We start from the raw sequence: 17,146 nt of genomic DNA, 5'->3' as shown, positions 1-17,146 counted from the left end.
CCGGAGATCGCCGCGACAATGCCGCGGGTGGACTTGCAGGATACGGTCAAAACATAGCTCGTCATCGACATACTTCTCCTCGGCGGAACTGGCCGCGTGTCTCTATCGTATCTGAGGGACGTCCGAAAGCCATCAGCCGCCCCCTTTGGTGTCAGCGAGATTATGCGAGGCGGCGCAAAATTCCGTCCCTATTGCGCCGTCCACCGACGCATCCTCGCCGTGCACCTGATCTCGAAGCCTTGCTCACCTGTCCGTTTACGGGGCTCCGATGCATTGACCTTTGTCCGGGGGGCAATAGTTTGAATAGCGTGACCGGCATTTGAGGGGCAGCATGGTGAACGGGTTGGGGCGACGCGGCGCAGGGTCTGCGGCTGGATGGAGGAGCCGGATCGGCATAGCCGCACTTCTCTTCGCCATGGCGACGCAACAGGTATCGGCGGCCACGGGAGCTTGCCTTCGCGGCGTCAACCTCGCCGGTGCCGAATTTGGCGAAGAGGGTGGGGCCTATGGCACTGCCTATATCTACCCGTCTGAAAAGACGATCTCGTATTTCGCCTCGAAGGGCTTCAATTCCGTGCGCCTGCCCTTTGCCTGGAGCCGGCTGCAAACATCTCTCGATCGAGATTTTGACGCGGAGGAGTTCGGGCGGCTTAAGGACACGGTCGCTGCGTTGCGACGGGAGGGCCTGACCGTCGTTCTCGATCCGCACAATTATGCCCGCTACCGCGGTGGCGTCATTGGTTCTGATGTTCCGTTTGAGGCCTTCGCCACCCTCTGGCGCAAACTGGCTGACGAGTTTGGCAATCAGGAGGGTATCGTCTTCGGTCTGATGAATGAGCCTTTCGATATGCCGACTGCGCAATGGCTCGAAGCCAGTAATGCGGCGATTGCGGCCATCCGGGAGACCGGCGCACGCAATCTAATCCTCGTACCGGGCAATGCCTGGTCCGGTGCGCATAGTTGGATGGGCGAACATTATGGCGGTGCGAATGGAAGGGTCATGCTTGACGTCGTCGATCCTCTCGATTTCTGGGCCTATGAAGTTCACCAGTATTTCGACGAGGATTTCTCCGGCACCAAGGACAGCTGTTCCCGTGCAAAGGATGCCGTTGCGGCCATTGATCAGTTCACCCGCTGGCTGCGCGAAAACGGCAAGCGAGGCTACCTCGGCGAGTTCGGCGTACCGAAGGATGAAGCCTGCGTCGATGCACTCGAAGATATGGTGACCGTGATGGAGCGGGGGCGCGACGTCTGGGTCGGCTGGGCCTACTGGGCAGGGGGGGACTGGTGGCCGGAAGAGGAAGCGTTGAACATTCAGCCGACCGTGGCCGGTGACCGCCCGCAATTGCGCGGACTCTCAAGAGCGCTCAAGGATTTTTCCGCAGCTGCTGCGACCTGCCCCGCCTTGGAACGCTGAGCGAGTTGCTTGGCTTTGGTCGGGTCTGCGCTCCTGAGAGCCCTGACCAGTCGACAGCGCCTGCCGTGCCGACGAGGAACCAGACGAGGGCGGCGGTTTTGATCGAGAAGAACGAGTTGCTGATCAGCATGAGCAGCAGAAGATAAATCATAACCATGGAATGAAACGTCCAGGCCCGCCTGTCCTTGATGGGCGCATAGGCGAACGCGGCCCATAGAAACACGAAGCCGACAATGCCGAATTTTGTCAGCGTATAGGCAAGGCCGGAATCGGCGGTGAACTGGTCGGTTGTCTGCGCGCCGATGATGACGGCGAAATCGAGCTTCGTCAGCAGGGTGGCTGTGACGGAGAAGCGGCCGGCAATATCGTTCGCACCGCCATCTGCGCCAGTCGCGAGACCATAGACGGCGACTGATGTCAGCATCAGGAAGGGCATGATGGCCCAGACCAGCCTTGGTACAAGACGGTAGAAGGGCAGCATCAGCGTGACGAGGATGCAGGTGAAGAAGCCGAATCGGGCATCGGCGAGTACGATCGTGGTCAAGGCAGCTGCAATCACGAGATAACGCAGGCGCATGGCCGGGCGAAACAGCGCCCAGGCATAGATGATCGCTCCAAAATTGCCGGCGGAGACGGGTTCCAGGAAAACGCCGGAGACACGATGCTGGCCGAGAAAAGGCAGGAGTGTCCTCGGTTCAGGGCGAAGTCCGCTGATGAACAGGCCGCGTGTTGCCCCGAAACTCTCCTCAAGCGTCACGGTGCCGCGTGAAATGAAGTAACCGAGCACGTTGAAGTAATCGAGGTAGGTCTCGAGAAAGAGATATTCGAACAGCCCGACGACAAGCGCGATAAGGATCGTGATTGTCACCAGTCGATCGGCGAGGCGGGCATTCTGGACCGCGCTGCCGAGGAAGTAGAAGGCGATCGGGATCAGAATGTCACGCAGGGCCTTGAGGTCGATTGCACCGCGCAGGGCAAACAGCAGGATCATGTAGCTGATGAACAGCGCGGAGAGCAGATACATGTCAACGCGGCGGGACAGGGCCGCAAGAAAGGCCGAGGCGATCAAGATCAGTTCGGCCAGCATCACATGGGCGTCGCTGACGCCCATGATCCGGGTCTGAACGAAGCAGAGGAAGAGATTGAAGGTTGTGCCGCCGAGGACTGCGAATGTTGCGACCTGGCCGCGCCAACCACTGTCGGTCTGGCCCCCGGCGAGGACGCCTTCGCTGCTCGTCGGCACGGGTGAAGGGTTAAGTCGCCGCCATGCCTCCGGGCGAGCAGCGCGCGGCATCAGTCTGACTCCACCACGACCAAGCCGATGACCTTGTCGAGATTGTCGCCGAATGCGGCGAGATGCGCCGACAGGCCCTTCGAACGGAGATCCGTATGCCTGATGATGATGGCAATTGCATCGGCTTCGTCGGAGAGTTCCGGCAGATGCTGGGTGATGTCAGTGCCGCAGGCGTTGATCACGATCAGGTCGCCTTCCCGCCGGGCCTCCCTCGGTGCGAAGGCTGAAACCTTGGGCTTGCGGCTTGTGGGCGCGGGCGATGCCGGCTTGGCTGCGTCCAGCATGTCGTAGTGCAGAAGGTTTGAGAGCGGCAGGTCCAGGTGTTCGTCCCTTGCCAGGACTGCGTTGACGCTTGGTCGACCGGCACGCCGTGAGGCTTTCGGGCGGCGAGCCGCCAACGGTCCCGAAGCATAGGCAACATATTCGCCTTCCTCGGTGAAGGCCTGGACGAGATCGGTGGTGATTCCGGCTGCAGTGACGATGTCGCCGGTCTTGGTGAACATCAGATTGTAAGGGCGCTGGACCTCGATCTCGGCCAGAATGCGACGGGCGGCCTCGTGAACGTCCTGAGAGCCGTCGGTAGCGTTCTCGGGCTCACCGCTTGTTCCGATCGCGGAGAGGCGCTGCCATATCCCCTTCGGCTTGGCAGCGTCGAACTTGAGCGTGGCGATGATCGGCAAGTCGTGATCAGACGTGGTAGCCTTTTCTTCGGTGCGGTTCCCCACGAGGATTTCGCTCAATACAGCGAGGCAGGCGCCGGCGATGGTGCCGAAGAGGGCTGCGGCGATCAGGATCAGGATCTTCAGTTTGGCCGAGGATTTCGGCAGCGGTGTTGCGGCTGTGATGATGCGCGAATTGTCGGTGTTGACAGTCTGCTGCTGCCCCAGTTCCTCGGCGCGATTGAGAAAGGTCTTGTAGAGGGTGCGGACCGCATCAGCCTCGTTTTCAAGCTGGCGCATGCGGATCTGCGCTGCACCGCTGTCAAAGCTCGTCGCGGTCAGGCTGTCCAGGCGCTGGGTGAGCGCCTTTGTGTTCGCAGCCGCGCGGTCATAGCTCACCTTCATCGACTGACGGATGCGGTCTAGCTCGCCCTGGATCGCCTGCTGCATGTTAGCGACCTGGGAATTGATCGCTCGCAATTGCGGGTGATTGGCGCCGAGATTGGTGGCGAGCTGGGTGCGGCGATCGACGAGCACGGCATAGCGATCACGCAGGAGGCCGATGGTGGTGGATTGCAGGACTTCCGGCGTGGCACCGCCCTCAAGGGAGGCAACGGTCAGGTTGCGGACCTGATCATAGGCGGTCTGGGCCTGTTCTTCGGCAACGCGCGCTGCCGTCAGCTGTTCGCTAAGACCGGCAACCTGCTGCTCGATGACCAGTCCTTGCTGGCCGGTGGTGGCCAGGCCGTTTTCCGACTTGAATTGTTCGACGGCGAGTTCAGCTTTCAGCACCCTGTCGCGCAGCTCGCTTGCCTGGATCTGAAACGTGGTGCTGGCGCGGCGGGCCGCGTCGGACCGGGATTGGTCGAGTTGCTGCAGATAAATCTCGGCGACGGCATTGGCGATATCGGCCGCCCGCTTGGCGTCCGGATGCTCAGCTGCGATGGTGAAGACGAGGGACTGCCCCTGGCGTTCCACTTTGACCTTGGTCTTCAGCGCCTCGACGGCTGCGGCTTGCTTGTCTACGGCTGATCGCGGAACCAATGCGAGGTCGTCCGCGAGGCTGAGGCGTTCGACCACGGCGCGCATGACATTGCTCGACTGCATCACGAAAATCTGGCTGTCGATGTTCGGCTGGTCCTGCCGCGTCGTCGCGGGTGTGCCCTTCAAGTCGAGGGCCTCGCTGGCAAGCCCGTTCGGGTCGAGCAGCAATTCGGCGGAGGAGGTGAAGGTCGGCGTCATGCGCAACACAAGTCCGAGCGCCACCACGATGCACAAGACGGCAATGATCATGACCAGCCGGAAGCGGCGTGCCAGGATCTCCGGTAGCTGAAAAATGTCGATGTTCATTTCCCTGTCCGGAACGCTTTCTCGGGAGCTTGTTCGATGATGGCCTGCCGCGGCCTCGTGCCGCGAAGACTGCAGGGCGGAGATCTGACCTCGCCTTATCCTTTCAAACCATGGTTAATCATTGCTGAACGCGGAGGTCATAACCAACAGGGAACCCGGTCTTAACCGTTTGCGGGTATGTCCGAGAGAGGTTTTCGGGCCAGGAATTTAGACAGCAGGCGACGGAACAGGATCATGATGAGGGCCCAGATCGACAATCGCCGAAGCGATGAGCGCGCGCCGCTGGTGGTGCAGATTGTCCGCCAATACACGCCGAGCCGCGGTGGGCTGGAGGATGTCGTCGCAAACCTCAGTCGCTCGCTTCTCGCAAAGGGCTGGCGCGTCCGGGTCGTGACGCTCGATCGATTGTTTCGGGATCCGGACAATACGCTTTCACCGCGGGACATCATTGATGGCGTCGATGTGGTGCGTATTCCCTGGCGGGGCAGCAGCCGTTATCCGATCGCTCCCTCCGTCTTCAGCCATGTCCGCGACGCCGACCTAGTGCATGTCCACGGGATCGACTTCTTCTATGATGCCCTGGCATGGACACGTGTCTTGCATGGCAAGCCGCTGGTCGCGACCACGCATGGCGGCTTTTTCCATACCCATAACCATGCGCTGCTGAAAAAGATCTGGTTCCAGACTGCCACGCGTCTTTCCGGCCTCGCCTATGATGCCGTGATCTGTTGCAGCCAGTCTGATCGTGATCGCTTTCTGCCGATTACCGGCTCGCGGACCCGGCTAATTGAAAACGGTGTGGACATTGGCAAATTTGCCGGGTTGTCGTCGACCGTACCCGTTCGGCGGCTCGTGACAATTGGGCGGTTCTCGGTCAACAAGCGCCTTGAGCGTCTACTCGACATGCTTGTGCAGCTGAGATCGAGCGTGCCTGACTGGCGGCTCGATATCATCGGTTCACCATCGGATCTCTCGTCGCGCGATCTTGAGCGGGAAATCGCCACGCGCCGTCTGGGCGGGGCGGTGAGCTTGCATGTCGGCGTCACCGATGACGAAGTGCGCAAGGTGCTCGGCGAATGCTCGGTTTTCGTTTCTGCGTCCGACTATGAAGGTTTTGGGCTGGTTGCCGTTGAAGCCATGAGTGCCGGACTTCTTCCTGTCCTCCACGACAATGCGGCCTATCGCGTTCTGGCAGACCGTCATGCCGGGATCGGGCTTACAGACTTCGCGCATCCGCAGGTGGCGGCGGCCAAGGTCGAGCAGGCTTTCGCCATGCTGCTGGACAAGCCGGCTATGCGGGAAGAGATGATGCTTGCGGCAAGCCAACATGACTGGGGCGGCGTCTGCGACCGACATATCGATCTTTATCGGCATATCCTGTCGGGCCGCAGATCGGGGAGAGCCGGATGACAAAGGGCAAGAACCGCGTCCTGATCGTGACTGGCCAGCATTTCGCCGACTCCCCCCGGCGTGTCGATCTGCATTTCATGGCGGAACAGTTGCTGGAGGATGGCGACCACGTTGACTTTCTCGTCTGCCGCCTCAGTCCGATCAGCCGCTTCATCAAGGATGGCCGCTACGAGCAGGCTATGCGTTATCCGGCCAATCGCTGGGAGACCTTTCGCGAGCGGTTGGAGCAATTCATCTGGTTTGCGCCCTATCATCCGATCAATCTGCGCAATCGCCTGTTGAATGCGCTCGTCATGCCTCTCTACTGTGCCTATCCGCAGTTTTTGCCCAAAGCCGTGCTCGGTCGCTTGCCGAACTATACGCATGTTGTGGTGGAAAGCGGTCCGTCACCGCTTCTGACCCGTAGGTTGCGGCGCTTCGCTCCTGAAGCCCGGTTCATCTATCATGCGGCGGACCGGCTGGAGACGATCGGCACCCATCCCTGTGTAGGCAAACAATTGGCGGCGACCATCGGGCTCTATGACAGCGTTCGGATCATGGCGGAGGCGATGCGGTCCGATTTTCCCGCAGACGCGCCCGTGATTTTCCTGCCGCACGGTATCAGCAAGGATGCCTTCGACCGCGCGGTTTCCAACCCGTATGCGGGTCCCCGACATGCGGTCAGCGTCGGGGACATGAAGTTCGATGCAGATGTCATCGATGTTCTGGCGCGGGCCAATCATGACTGGACCTTCCATCTCTTCGGCAAGAAGGCACTGCCGCTGGAACGCTTGCCGAACATCGTCGTGCACGGGGAAGTGCCTTTCGATATCATCGTGCCCTTTATTAAACATGCCGATGTGGGCCTGGCGCCCTATCGCGATGGCGATGGCGCCGACTATCTCAGTCAGTCGAGCCTGAAGATGATTCAGTACAGCTACTGCCATCTGCCGATTGTCGCACCGCGTTTCGCTGCCGCCGGCCGTGACCATGTCTGTGCCTATGATCCCGCTGATCCGGGAAGCGTATGCGCTGCCTTCGAAAAGGCAAAAGCCATGGATCATCTGGCCATCGACACCTCCTCGATCCGGACGTGGAAGCAAGTGGTCGATACGATCTTCAATGCTGATGAGGGCTGAGGTGGTCGACCAACCGGCAGCGCAGCCAGTAACCTTTGCCGATACGGTTGGTCTTTTTCAGCCGACCGGTGCTTTGCATTCGGATGCCGCAGTTCTGTTCGTCAGCCCGTTCGGGCTTGAGGACATGTGTCTGCGCAAACTCTGGCGGATCACGGCCGAGCGGATTGCCGTGATTGGATTGCCCAGTCTGCGGTTCGACCATCCTGGCACCGGGGATGCACTGGACGGTCCGCCAGGCTTTGTCGATCTCGACCTCTGGGGAAAAACGATTGTCGCTGCGGCCGATGCGCTGTGTTCTCTTTCGCGATGCATGCGGATCATTCTCGTCGGTCATGGTCTCGGGGCCACGCTCGCTCTGCGCATGGCGGGGCGAATGGACGCGGTTGATGCCGTCGCCTGCCTTGCGCCCGTGACCTCCGGTCGTGCCTATCTGCGCGAGCTGCAGATCTGGTCGCGGATGGTGGATGAGGGTCTCGGACTCGCCGAGGCGTATCGGATCACGGATCGACCCGCGATAGCGGGGCATATCCTGCCGCAAGGGGTCGCTGCGGACCTCAAGACCTTGACCCTCGCGGAGGCTTCCTTACCTTCGTTAAGCCAGGCCTTCGTGGCTGCCCGGCCAGAGAGGGCAGCGGAAGCGGGCATTGCGGATGCGCTTGCGACCTTGGGTGCTTCCGTCACCCGAACCGTCTATGTTGGCTATGATGCCTTTGTGGCGAACCCCGCCATTTCAAGGTTGCCTGAGGCTCTGGTCGACGATCTCGCTCTGTGGCTATCCGCTTTTGCGCAGGAGAAGACGGGTGCGAAATCGCTCGTCTCTGCGGAGCCAGCATCCTGTTTTCTGGCCGGGGCGGACTTTTCCGAACGTCCGATCACCTTCGGATCCGGATTGCAGGGCGCCTTCTGCCAGCCGACAAAACCCGGGTCTTCAGCCGCCGTCCTGCTTTTGGGCACAGCCTATGATCGCCACGCGGGATGGGGGCGCTCTTCGGTCACCCTGGCGCGAGACTTGGCGGCTGCCGGCATCGCTTCGCTTCGGTTCGATGGCGCAAGCGTTGCCGACAGTCCGCCCCGGCCGGGCGCGCCGAAGCAGGTGCTTTATGATGATCACCAGTTGATCGATGTGAGTGAGGCGCTCGACGCCCTTGGGACCTTGCATGATGGGCCCGTAATCGTGGCCGGCCGTTGCAGCGGTGCCTATCTCGCCTTCCGGTCAGCGGTCGCAGAACAACGGATTGACGGGCTGATCGCAGTCAACCCTTACGTCTTCGAATGGGATCCCACACTTGATGTCGATGCAGCGTTGCAGGGTGCGCCGCGTTCGCTGGATGACTATGGCAGCCGGCTGCTGCAGGGTGGTACCTTCAAACGCCTGCTGCGCGGTGAGGTGGATATCGCCGCGGCCCTCAAGAACATCGTGCTGGCGATCGCCGGGCGGATCTGGCGGCTCAGCTTACCCCTTGTCGGGCGCCTGCCGGGCGTTGCCCCGCGCCGCCGGTCGATCCTGAACGCCTTTCGGACGCTTGGTGCGCGAAATGTCAGCGTCGATCTCATCTATAGCGAAGGTGATGTCGGCTTCGAGCATTTTGCGTCACTCTTCGGCGCCGATGGTCGTCGCCTTCGCAGCTTTGGCGACATGCGGCTGACAATCCTGGCTGGCGCGGATCACAATCTCAGCCCTGCCTTCGCCCGCGATGCTTATCGTGATGCGCTCATCGATCTGGCGGCCCGTGTCTCGGCAAAGTCTCAGGCTGTGGTTCAGGAGAAGCCGTAAGCGGTATTGCTGCCGAGGCTGCGCAGGGAGCCGCGAGGCGTGGCGCCAGGCGCATCGCGTGCGATCAGCCGAACCGTCTTCCAAACACCCGGCGCCAGATGGAACCAGTCGTCATCTGAACGATAGTCTTCGCAGTTGACATGGACGGACTGGGCAATGGTGTCGCTGCGGATATCGAGACACCAAACGCCTTCGCGCTGTTCCAGGCGATGCTCAAATTGCGGCGCGTGCAGCGCTTCTCGCCTGCCAAGCGGGAAATGGAACGCCTCGGAAAGCATCCTTCCGTCCGGGCTTAGAAGCGACGCCACGGTCACATCATGCGAGGGCGGACCGAAGCGGAAGGCGTAGGTGGTGTCGAAAAAGGCGCCGAAGACATTGGTTGCCGGGAGCGTTTCGACAGAATGAGGCTCTAACGTTACCGTGGCAGTGCCGCGTGCGGATGGCTGGCGACCGTTTCTCAGGCAGGCCAGATCCAGTGTCGTCTCGACAGTCGCCTGGGTGTCGTTGACCAGATGGATCGCGAGGCCATTGGTGCCCTCATCCTTCAGGATCACCTGAATTGGGCGGAAGGCGCGCTTCAGGCCATACCAGACCGGCTTCGGCTCGCCCGTTGCGTCAATCACACCCCAGCCCGGGCCAGCTTCGAGATCCTGCAGGGTCCACACAAGTGCACCCTTGCAGGTCGATCCCTTGCGCCGCCATTCGCCGTAGGTTTCGCTGATAACCTCGGCTGTCGCCGCGCGGGAGAAATCGAGATAACGCGCCGGATCTTCACGTCGTAGCCTTGCCGGATCGAAGCCGTAAAGATCTTCCAGGTAGTGATCTCGGATATCCTCGAAATCCCAGGAGGCGGAGCGATCACGCGGGACGCGGGCCTTCCAGCGTGGATCATGGACGGGCGGAACGGAAAGATGTCGGTCAAGCGTTGCCTGCTGCGGCACATGGGCAAAGGCCAGGCATTCGGCGGCAAAGCGCACCTCGGCACGGCGGGCATCCTCGAGCGGCCGCTGATAGGCGCCGACGCCATAATAATGCGTGACGCCCTCATTCGGGGCAAAGGGCATCGCGCCGCCGAAGGGTGAATTGGGAACATAAGCGCAATCGGCACGACCGGCCTTGGCAATCTCGGCCAGGGTGGTGTTGAAGAAGTCCCCGTTCCAGCTCTTTTGCGGAAGGCCGAGCATGGCACCCTGCTGGAAAACTTCGCTTCCCCCGCAGATAACCGCAAGCGAGGGATGCCCCTGCAATTGTGTGAGGAGGGTTTTGGCCTCGCTTTGGGCCTGTGCCGCGAAATCTGCGTCGGCGAAGGGATAGTCGTAATTGGCGAACATGAGGTCCTGCCAGATCAACAGACCAAGCTGATCGCACAGTCTGAAGAATTCGCGGCTCTCATAGGTCATGGTCCCGCCGATGCGGATCATGTTGATATTGGCCTCGGCTGCCTTCATCAGCCAAGGCGCATAGGCTTCGGCGGATCCGGGGAGGCGCAGGATATCGGCATTGGTCCAGACGGCACCGCGGCAGAAAACGGGGGTGCCGTTGACGCGAAGCCCGAAGCTTTTTCCGTCATCTCCACGGTCAATGTCGATGCGGCGGAACCCGACGAGGCCAAGGGAGTGAACCTGGCCGTCAAGGATGATATCGAGTTCATGCAGGGTCGGATTGCCGTGGGTTCGCGGCCACCAGGGCTCGATCCCGGGCAGTCGCATGGAGGCGTTGATCGCGCCATCGGATCCAGCTTCCAGTTCTGCGGCGACGCCCGCGCAACGCAGGACGACGCTACGGCCTGGCTCGGCTTGAAGGCGAACCGAGAGGAGCCCGGTGCCGGCCTCATCGAAATCGGTCTGGATATGGAGTTCGCCGATCGTATCACGACCGGGGCGGATCAAGAGGATCGGGCGGTAGGGGCCTGTCGGATGGATCGATGGGCACCAGCCGGGCATGCGGCCGAGCAGGCTCGTTCGCACAAGCCGCAATCCCTGGTGATCCATCATCTGCGGCCGCCAGCGCGCGCGCGGACCTTTGGCATCAAGGCGCGGTTGAAGGGCGCGGAAACAGATTGCCAGATCGTCGTCGCCAGTGAGATCCACCGACAGGTCGTGGCTCTCGAACATGCTGTCGCTCGTCAGCATGAGGTTTCCGTTGATGTAGATCTCGGCGAGCGTTGCCAGCCCTTCGAAGCGCAGCACGGCTGGTCCCGACGCTTCACCTTCCAGCGATCGGAAATACCAGATGTCCTTGTCATGCAGCGGCGACGGGGCGGCCGGGTCGAACAGTCCGGCATCCGTCAATGCGCCGGCAACCGTGCCGGGAACTGTTGCCGGAATGCGGGCGGCGGGCCAGTGGACATCGGAAGGCGTTTGGTGGCGACCGGGTTCGGTGACCAGGAGTGTCCATCCATGCTCGAGCGGGCGGATGTCCGCTCCGAGATAGATCCTCGTGGTCATGTGCGTCCTTTCAAGCCAAGTGGGGCTTCAGATCATCCATCAGCCGATCCCAGCCGGCAATGGCGGGATCAAGGGCTTGGCCCAGCGCATCGAATTTCTTCCGGGTCACGGCGCGCGCCAGCTGGAACTGGACGCTCTTGGCATTTTCCGAGATCGCAAGGGCAGCTTTCATCGCATTAGCATGGGCGGCCGTATCCAGCCAGGCGAGGTGGCTCGCCAGAAGCTCGAAATTCGCGCCGAACTGTCGAAGCGTGTTGAAGGCATATTTGTGGAAGTAGCCGAAGGGGCGTTCGGCAACTGCCTCGACCTGCGCCGGGAATTCTTTGGCGAAGGCGGCGATCGGATTGGCGTCCGGGCGCCGGGCGAAATGCTGCCTGAGGAGCCGGTGGGCGAGATCGCGCTGGTGACCCAGTGCCGTCGGCTCAACCGGGAACTTGGCAAATTCGGTGTAGGGCAGAAAGGGCAGGGCACCCTCAGGTGCATCCAGTTGGAAGACGCCGTCGAAATCCTCGCCCTCGAGCCGGAAGAAGCCGCCATTGTGGAAATAGTCCATCACGCGGCCTGCCATATCCAGTCGGTTGATGCCAACCGTGGTCTTGCCGTGGTCCTGACGGTAGCCGACACCGCGGGTGTCGGGCATGAAGAAGCTGTCCATCTCGACGAGGCAGAGACGGCCGCGCGCGATCTGCGCCTGAACATGCGCCTCGACGCTGTCGAAGATCGCAAGTTCCGTGGCGCGGATGCCGTAAAGCGCTTCCAGATCCTCCAGCGGTACCTTGAAGAAGGTGAACTGGTCGCCCTCGAAATCCTGGGTCAGCGTGAAGCCGAGCATGGCTTCCGGGTGCGAGCCCTGGGCGGAGAGAACTTCGATCCAGAGATCGACGTAGCAATTGGTCTCCGGCCACATGCGCTCGCTTGAATGTAGCGCATGGGGTTGGTACCGGGCCGGATCGAGGCCGGGAAAGACGGATGTCGTCACGTGATCAGCCCCAGAGCGTCTTGCGGACGGCATCGGGCCAGACGGCGACATCGAGGCCATGTTTGGCGAAGAGGGCAAGTGCGATGCGCTCCAGGCCGAAACCGACGCAGGCGGTATGGGCGACAGAACCGTCTTCAAGGTTCAGACCCCATTTTTGGCCGAAGGCGTCCTGGTGATAGTTGAAGCTCATGCAGGCCGTTTTGTTGGCCTGCGAGGTGACAGGAATGAGCAGCTCGAACTTCAGGTTCTGGTCGCGCTGGTTGTTGGCGAGCAAGCGACCGGCGCGGCCGAAGAAGGGGTCGTTCGCCACATCGATTTCAACGTCGAGGCCGATCGACTTCATCATCTCGACACCGCGATCCATCCAGGTCTGGCGGAAGGTGGTGACATGGGCCTCAGTGCCCATGCAGACATATTCACGCATGCGGAACAGCTGCTGGCGGGCTGGATCTTTCGACGGCTCGTGGCGGAAGCAATAGGATTGCAGGTCGTAGAGACCGCCCTTGTTCGAAATCGGGCCGCGCTTGGCCACCGTTGGATAGAGCGGATAGCAGGCGGCTGGCGTCAGCGCGATATCCGTCGCCTTCTGCTCCTTCGTCCAGTCCTTGCCCTCTTCCATGCACTGGAGGAGGCTCATGTGGTCGTGGTCGTTGCCGCAAAAAGAATGCACGGTGCCGGCGAGCTGCGGGAAGCTCTTCATGTAGCCGCTTTTCTCGAAGTAGGCGACGTTCATGCCGGGCGGAAAGCGGATCGCCTCCGCACCGTCGGCGCCGCCAATGCGATCGATGAGCCGCTCAAAGGCTGCAATCACGTCCTCAAACTGGCCGCTGCGACCATAAAGGCCGTCGACGCCGGTTTCGATTAGAAGGCCGCTCTCGAAGAGACGGTCCAGAAAGCTTACCTGCATATCCATGTCCGTTTACCCCAAAAGTCCGGTTTCTTGTTTGTGGACGAGCAGCATTGTCGACGTATTGCCGAGGATGCGATCGTTGGAAATCATCAGTTCGGCGGAGTGTGCGTCGCGTAGGTGGCGGCCCAGGCTGAACGGCGTACCGTTCTTGTATCCCATGATGCCGCAGATCCGGAGCGCCTGGTTGATAACGGGCAGGATCATCTCGGAGGAGGCAATCTTCACGTTGTTCATCGCGACGGCAAAAGCCATCGAGGACAGCCGGTCGTGGTCTGCGAGTGCGGTCTCGTAGGATGCGAGACCCTGGAGGATGTTTGAGCGGATCACCTGAAGCTGGCTCGACATTTCCGCCAGTTGCACGAGCCCTGGCGGTTGCGTTCCGGGTGCTTTGCGGGCGGCGGCACGAACGAAGGTCTGCGCCTTGGTGAAGGCGTCGACGGCAATGCCGTACCACAGCGCACTCCACAGGAGGTGCGAACTCGCCAGCATTGACTGGGCGGCGATTTCGGCGAAGGGTTTCGGCAGGATCTGGACCGCCGGTGCTTCGCCCTTGAAAAGGAAACCGTCGGAGCAGGTGCCGCGCATGCCCATCGTGTCCCAGACATGGGTCTGTTCGAGGGTGTACTGGTCCTTGAGGAAGACGGTCATGACCTGGTCGCTGGGCGGGGCATCCTTGTGGGCGCGCGATGTGATCAGGATCGCATCGGCATGTTTGCCGTAGGAAATGACTGTTGCATCCTTTTCCAACCGGCAAACGTCTCCATCGACCTCGATAGCGCAGATCGAATTGCGCAGGTTTCCACCGATGCCGCCTTCGGTCGTGGCCGAGCCGAGCAGCATCTGCTCGTCGCAAACACGGCGCATGAAGTCGCGATGCCAGCTGGCATCCGTACCGTGCGAGACCAGGCTCGAAACCTTGATCTGGTGCATGGCGAAGATCATGGCGCTGGCGGCGCAGGCCTGCGCCAGGATGGTGCAGACTTCAGCAATTTCCGACGTCGATCGGCCTTCGCCGCCGCAATCGACGGGGATCTGTATGCCCATCAGGCGTTCGGCCTTTAGCGCCTCGACCGCTTCCTTTGGGAAGCGACCGACCTTGTCGACATCATCGGCATGGGCGGCGGCGACCTTTGCCACACGCGCCGCACGCGCCTTCAGGCTGACCTCCGTTGAGGACGTGCTCGAGAGATCCATCAGGCGACCTTTCTGTCCCCGAGAATGGTGTTCACTGTCGCTTCGATCGCCGCGATGCTGGCAAAGGACTTGCGGTTCAGGAGATGATCCGGGAACTCCATGTCGAAGGCTTCTTCGAGGCCGAGCATCAGTTGCACGGAGGCGAAGGAAGAAAGGCCGGCTGCATAAAGGTCTGCGTCGTCTGCGAGCGTATCGACTGCAACCGGCAGGCCGCCAAGCTTCGTGACAAGTGCGCGAATGGTGTCGTTCATCGTTTTCTCCCAGATCATCGCTCGGAATTTTTATTGAGCGATTTCTTACCTAGGAAAGACGAAGTTTCCGCTAAACAATTGGGTAAACTTCGACTGAATGGTATCTGGAGGCGGGTTCGGAAGGCTGGGCGAAGCCTGTAATGAGCGCTAAAGCGTCTGCTACGCCGGGTAAACGTGTTCCTCGCCCACTCGGTCGAGGATGATGTATCGATTTGGTTCAATTTCTTGCAGTGCGGCGTGGCCGGCCTCAACCTTGCCGTGGCCGCCGGGCAAATCGAGGATGTAATGGGGGATGCAAAGACCAGAAATCCGGTTGCGCAGTTCCCGCATGATCGCCTGCCCCTCGGCAATCGTCAGGCGGAAGTGGCCCGTTCCGGGCGCCATGTCGGGATGATGGAGATAGTAGGGCTTGATCCTGCTCTCGACGAAGGCGCGCATCAGATCCGCGAGCGTATCGGCGTCGTCATTGACGCCCTTGAGGAGAACGCTCTGACTAACCATGGTGATGCCGGCATCGATCAGGCGTGCGCAGGCGGCTCGCGCATTCTCAGTCATCTCGCGGGCGTGGTTTGCGTGAAGCGCCACATAAACGGACTTGCCGCTCGATTTCAGCGCGTCCAGAAGCTCCTCGGTGATCCGACCAGGATCGGCAACTGGCACGCGGCTGTGAATACGGACAATCTTCACATGCTCGATCGAGGCCAATTGCAGCATCACATCGCGCAGTCTGCGGGGTGAGAGGATTAGCGGGTCACCACCGGTCAGGATGACTTCCCAGATGCGGCTGTCCGAGCGGATGTAGTCGAGCGCCTTGCCGATCTGTTCGGCGTTCAGCGTGCCGTCTCCTTCCGGTCCGACCATTTCTCGGCGGAAGCAGAAGCGGCAGTAGACCGGACAGACATGCAGAAGCTTCAGCAGAACCCGGTCCGGATAGCGATGGACGATACCTTCCACCGGCGTGTGCGGTCTGTCGCCGATTGGATCGTCGCGCTCTGCCGGATGCTCGGTCAGTTCGGCTGGGGTGGGCAGATATTGCGCAGCGATCGGGTCGTTGGGATCGTTCGGATCGATGAGGTCGAGAACGGCCGGCGTCAAAGCGATCGCATAGCGTGACGCGACAGGTGCGAGACCCTTCCCGCTTTCATCGGAGATGAGGCCCACAGAGACCAGATCCTCAATGCTGCGAAGCGTGGCATCAGCCAAGATGTGTCTCCGCAACTGGCGCCCAGATCACCTGGTCGATGCGCAGGGCGCCGGTCGCCAGCATGACCAGACGGTCGAAGCCGAGCGCGATGCCGGAGGCTTCGGGCATGATCGAGAGCGCGTCGAGAAAGTCTTCGTCGAGCGGATAGGTCTCGCCATAGACGCGGTTTTTCTCGACCATCTCGGCCTCGAAACGCCGACGCTGTTCGTTCGGGTCGGTCAATTCGCCGAAGGCATTGGCGAGTTCGACGCCGCAGGCATAGAGTTCAAAACGTTCGGCAACCCTCGGATCATCGGGGCAGGGGCGCGCCAATGCTGCTTCGGCAACCGGATAGCGGTCGAGGATCGTCGGGCGGCTGTTGCCGAGGTTCGGTTCCACCTTCTCCACGATGACGCGGCTGAAGAGATCGGCCCAGGTATCATCGTCCGCAACGCGCAGACCTTGGTCGCGCATCTGTGCGGCCAGGTTTTCACGGTCTGTATTGCCGTCGGCTGCGATGGTGGCAAGCAGGTCTATGCCGGCGTAGCGCGTGAAGGCATCGGCGACGGAAAGGCGCTCGGGTGCCGCGAATGGATCACAGGTCTTATTGCCATAGGTGAACTGCCGTGTGCCTGATGTTTCGGCTGCAAGCGCCAGAAGGCTTGCGCAGTCTGCCATCAGCTGCTCGTAGCGTTCGCCGACGCGGTACCATTCCAGCATGGTGAATTCCGGGTGGTGCAAGGGCCCGCGTTCGCGATTGCGGTAGACATGGGCGAAGCAGGCGATGCGCGTCTCGCCGGCCGCGAGAAGCTTCTTGCAGGCAAATTCGGGCGATGTGTGCAGGTAAAGCGGAACCGAGGTCCCGTCATGGCCGATCGCTTGGGTCGCGAAAGCGTGCAGATGGGCCTCGTTTCCAGGCGATATCTGCAGGGTTGCGGTATCGACCTCGATGAAATCCGAAACGGCGAAGTGTGCGCGGAAGGCAGCCTGGATCCGGTTGCGTCCAACAAGGAAGGGGCGCCGATCCGCATGGGCAGACGGGCTCCACCAAGGGGGCGCTGAACTTCGGCGGTCAATCATGCCGGAATCTCGGTCCTTTTCTCAACGCGGGCTGGCTATTTTCCCGGATTTGGGTTAGTTGCGCCCCAGAAATTCGAAGA

Annotated in this window: 13 protein-coding genes; 4 read left to right on the top strand and 9 right to left on the bottom strand. The window is 61.1% G+C overall.

The annotated features are described in order from the left end of the window. Window positions 1–331: 331 nt before the first annotated feature. The gene (locus IP76_RS22130; RefSeq protein ID WP_082352675.1) at window positions 332–1,417 is read left to right on the top strand and encodes a glycoside hydrolase family 5 protein; all 1,086 of its coding nucleotides are present in this window, start codon (window positions 332–334) and stop codon (window positions 1,415–1,417) included. On the opposite strand, the gene IP76_RS22125 is transcribed toward IP76_RS22130, so the two are convergent. Beyond that, a complete protein-coding gene (locus IP76_RS22125; RefSeq protein WP_156318692.1) occupies window positions 1,368–2,711 on the bottom strand; it encodes a UDP-phosphate alpha N-acetylglucosaminyltransferase in 1,344 nt (447 codons plus the stop codon). The two genes, IP76_RS22130 and IP76_RS22125, sit on opposite strands and share 50 nt — an antisense overlap. After that, window positions 2,711–4,720, bottom strand: a complete 2,010-nt coding sequence (locus IP76_RS22120) for a GumC family protein (protein WP_054160409.1) — start codon at window positions 4,718–4,720, stop codon at window positions 2,711–2,713. Before IP76_RS22120 ends, IP76_RS22125 begins: the two co-directional genes overlap by 1 nt. 234 nt (window positions 4,721–4,954) lie before the next feature. Here IP76_RS22120 and IP76_RS22115 point away from each other — a divergent pair, with 234 nt between their 5' ends. From IP76_RS22115 to IP76_RS22105, 3 genes are read left to right on the top strand one after another with little or no spacing between them, the layout of a single operon-like run. After that, the gene (locus IP76_RS22115) at window positions 4,955–6,130 is read left to right on the top strand and encodes a glycosyltransferase family 4 protein (protein ID WP_054160408.1); all 1,176 of its coding nucleotides are present in this window, start codon (window positions 4,955–4,957) and stop codon (window positions 6,128–6,130) included. Then, window positions 6,127–7,248, top strand: coding sequence for a hypothetical protein (locus IP76_RS22110; RefSeq protein ID WP_054160407.1), 1,122 nt, complete (start codon window positions 6,127–6,129; stop codon window positions 7,246–7,248). The genes IP76_RS22115 and IP76_RS22110 overlap by 4 nt, the downstream gene beginning before the upstream one ends. After that, entirely contained in the window at window positions 7,232–9,022 is a 1,791-nt protein-coding gene (locus tag IP76_RS22105; RefSeq protein WP_054160406.1) for an alpha/beta hydrolase, read from the top strand. The genes IP76_RS22110 and IP76_RS22105 overlap by 17 nt, the downstream gene beginning before the upstream one ends. Here the strand turns inward: IP76_RS22105 and IP76_RS22100 are convergent. The 7 genes from IP76_RS22100 to epmA all read right to left on the bottom strand — a co-directional run bounded on the left by IP76_RS22100 (window position 9,007) and on the right by epmA (window position 17,066). Continuing rightward, complete coding sequence (locus IP76_RS22100) at window positions 9,007–11,469, bottom strand: glycoside hydrolase family 2 protein (protein WP_054160405.1); 2,463 nt, start codon at window positions 11,467–11,469, stop codon at window positions 9,007–9,009. The genes IP76_RS22105 and IP76_RS22100 overlap by 16 nt on opposite strands. A 10-nt stretch (window positions 11,470–11,479) precedes the next feature. Further along, the gene (locus tag IP76_RS22095; RefSeq protein ID WP_054160415.1) at window positions 11,480–12,481 is read right to left on the bottom strand and encodes a DUF1839 family protein; all 1,002 of its coding nucleotides are present in this window, start codon (window positions 12,479–12,481) and stop codon (window positions 11,480–11,482) included. Further along, the gene (locus IP76_RS22090; protein ID WP_054160404.1) at window positions 12,453–13,361 is read right to left on the bottom strand and encodes an amino acid--[acyl-carrier-protein] ligase; all 909 of its coding nucleotides are present in this window, start codon (window positions 13,359–13,361) and stop codon (window positions 12,453–12,455) included. Before IP76_RS22090 ends, IP76_RS22095 begins: the two co-directional genes overlap by 29 nt. A gap of 6 nt (window positions 13,362–13,367) precedes the next feature. Next, entirely contained in the window at window positions 13,368–14,552 is a 1,185-nt protein-coding gene (locus tag IP76_RS22085; RefSeq protein WP_054160403.1) for an acyl-CoA dehydrogenase family protein, read from the bottom strand. Beyond that, on the bottom strand, window positions 14,552–14,803 hold the full coding sequence (locus IP76_RS22080) for an acyl carrier protein (RefSeq protein WP_054160414.1): 252 nt from the start codon (window positions 14,801–14,803) through the stop codon (window positions 14,552–14,554). Before IP76_RS22080 ends, IP76_RS22085 begins: the two co-directional genes overlap by 1 nt. 159 nt (window positions 14,804–14,962) lie before the next feature. Further along, a complete protein-coding gene (locus IP76_RS22075; protein WP_054160402.1) occupies window positions 14,963–16,006 on the bottom strand; it encodes a lysine-2,3-aminomutase-like protein in 1,044 nt (347 codons plus the stop codon). Next, on the bottom strand, window positions 15,999–17,066 hold the full coding sequence (epmA, locus tag IP76_RS22070; protein WP_054160401.1) for an EF-P lysine aminoacylase EpmA: 1,068 nt from the start codon (window positions 17,064–17,066) through the stop codon (window positions 15,999–16,001). The genes IP76_RS22075 and epmA overlap by 8 nt, the downstream gene beginning before the upstream one ends. Window positions 17,067–17,146 lie beyond the last annotated feature (80 nt).

It is taken from the genome of Rhizobium sp. AAP43 (assembly GCF_001296045.1).
In the GTDB taxonomy this organism is placed as follows: Bacteria; Pseudomonadota; Alphaproteobacteria; order Rhizobiales; family Rhizobiaceae; genus Allorhizobium.
This window is presented reverse-complemented; position numbering and strand designations above follow the sequence as displayed.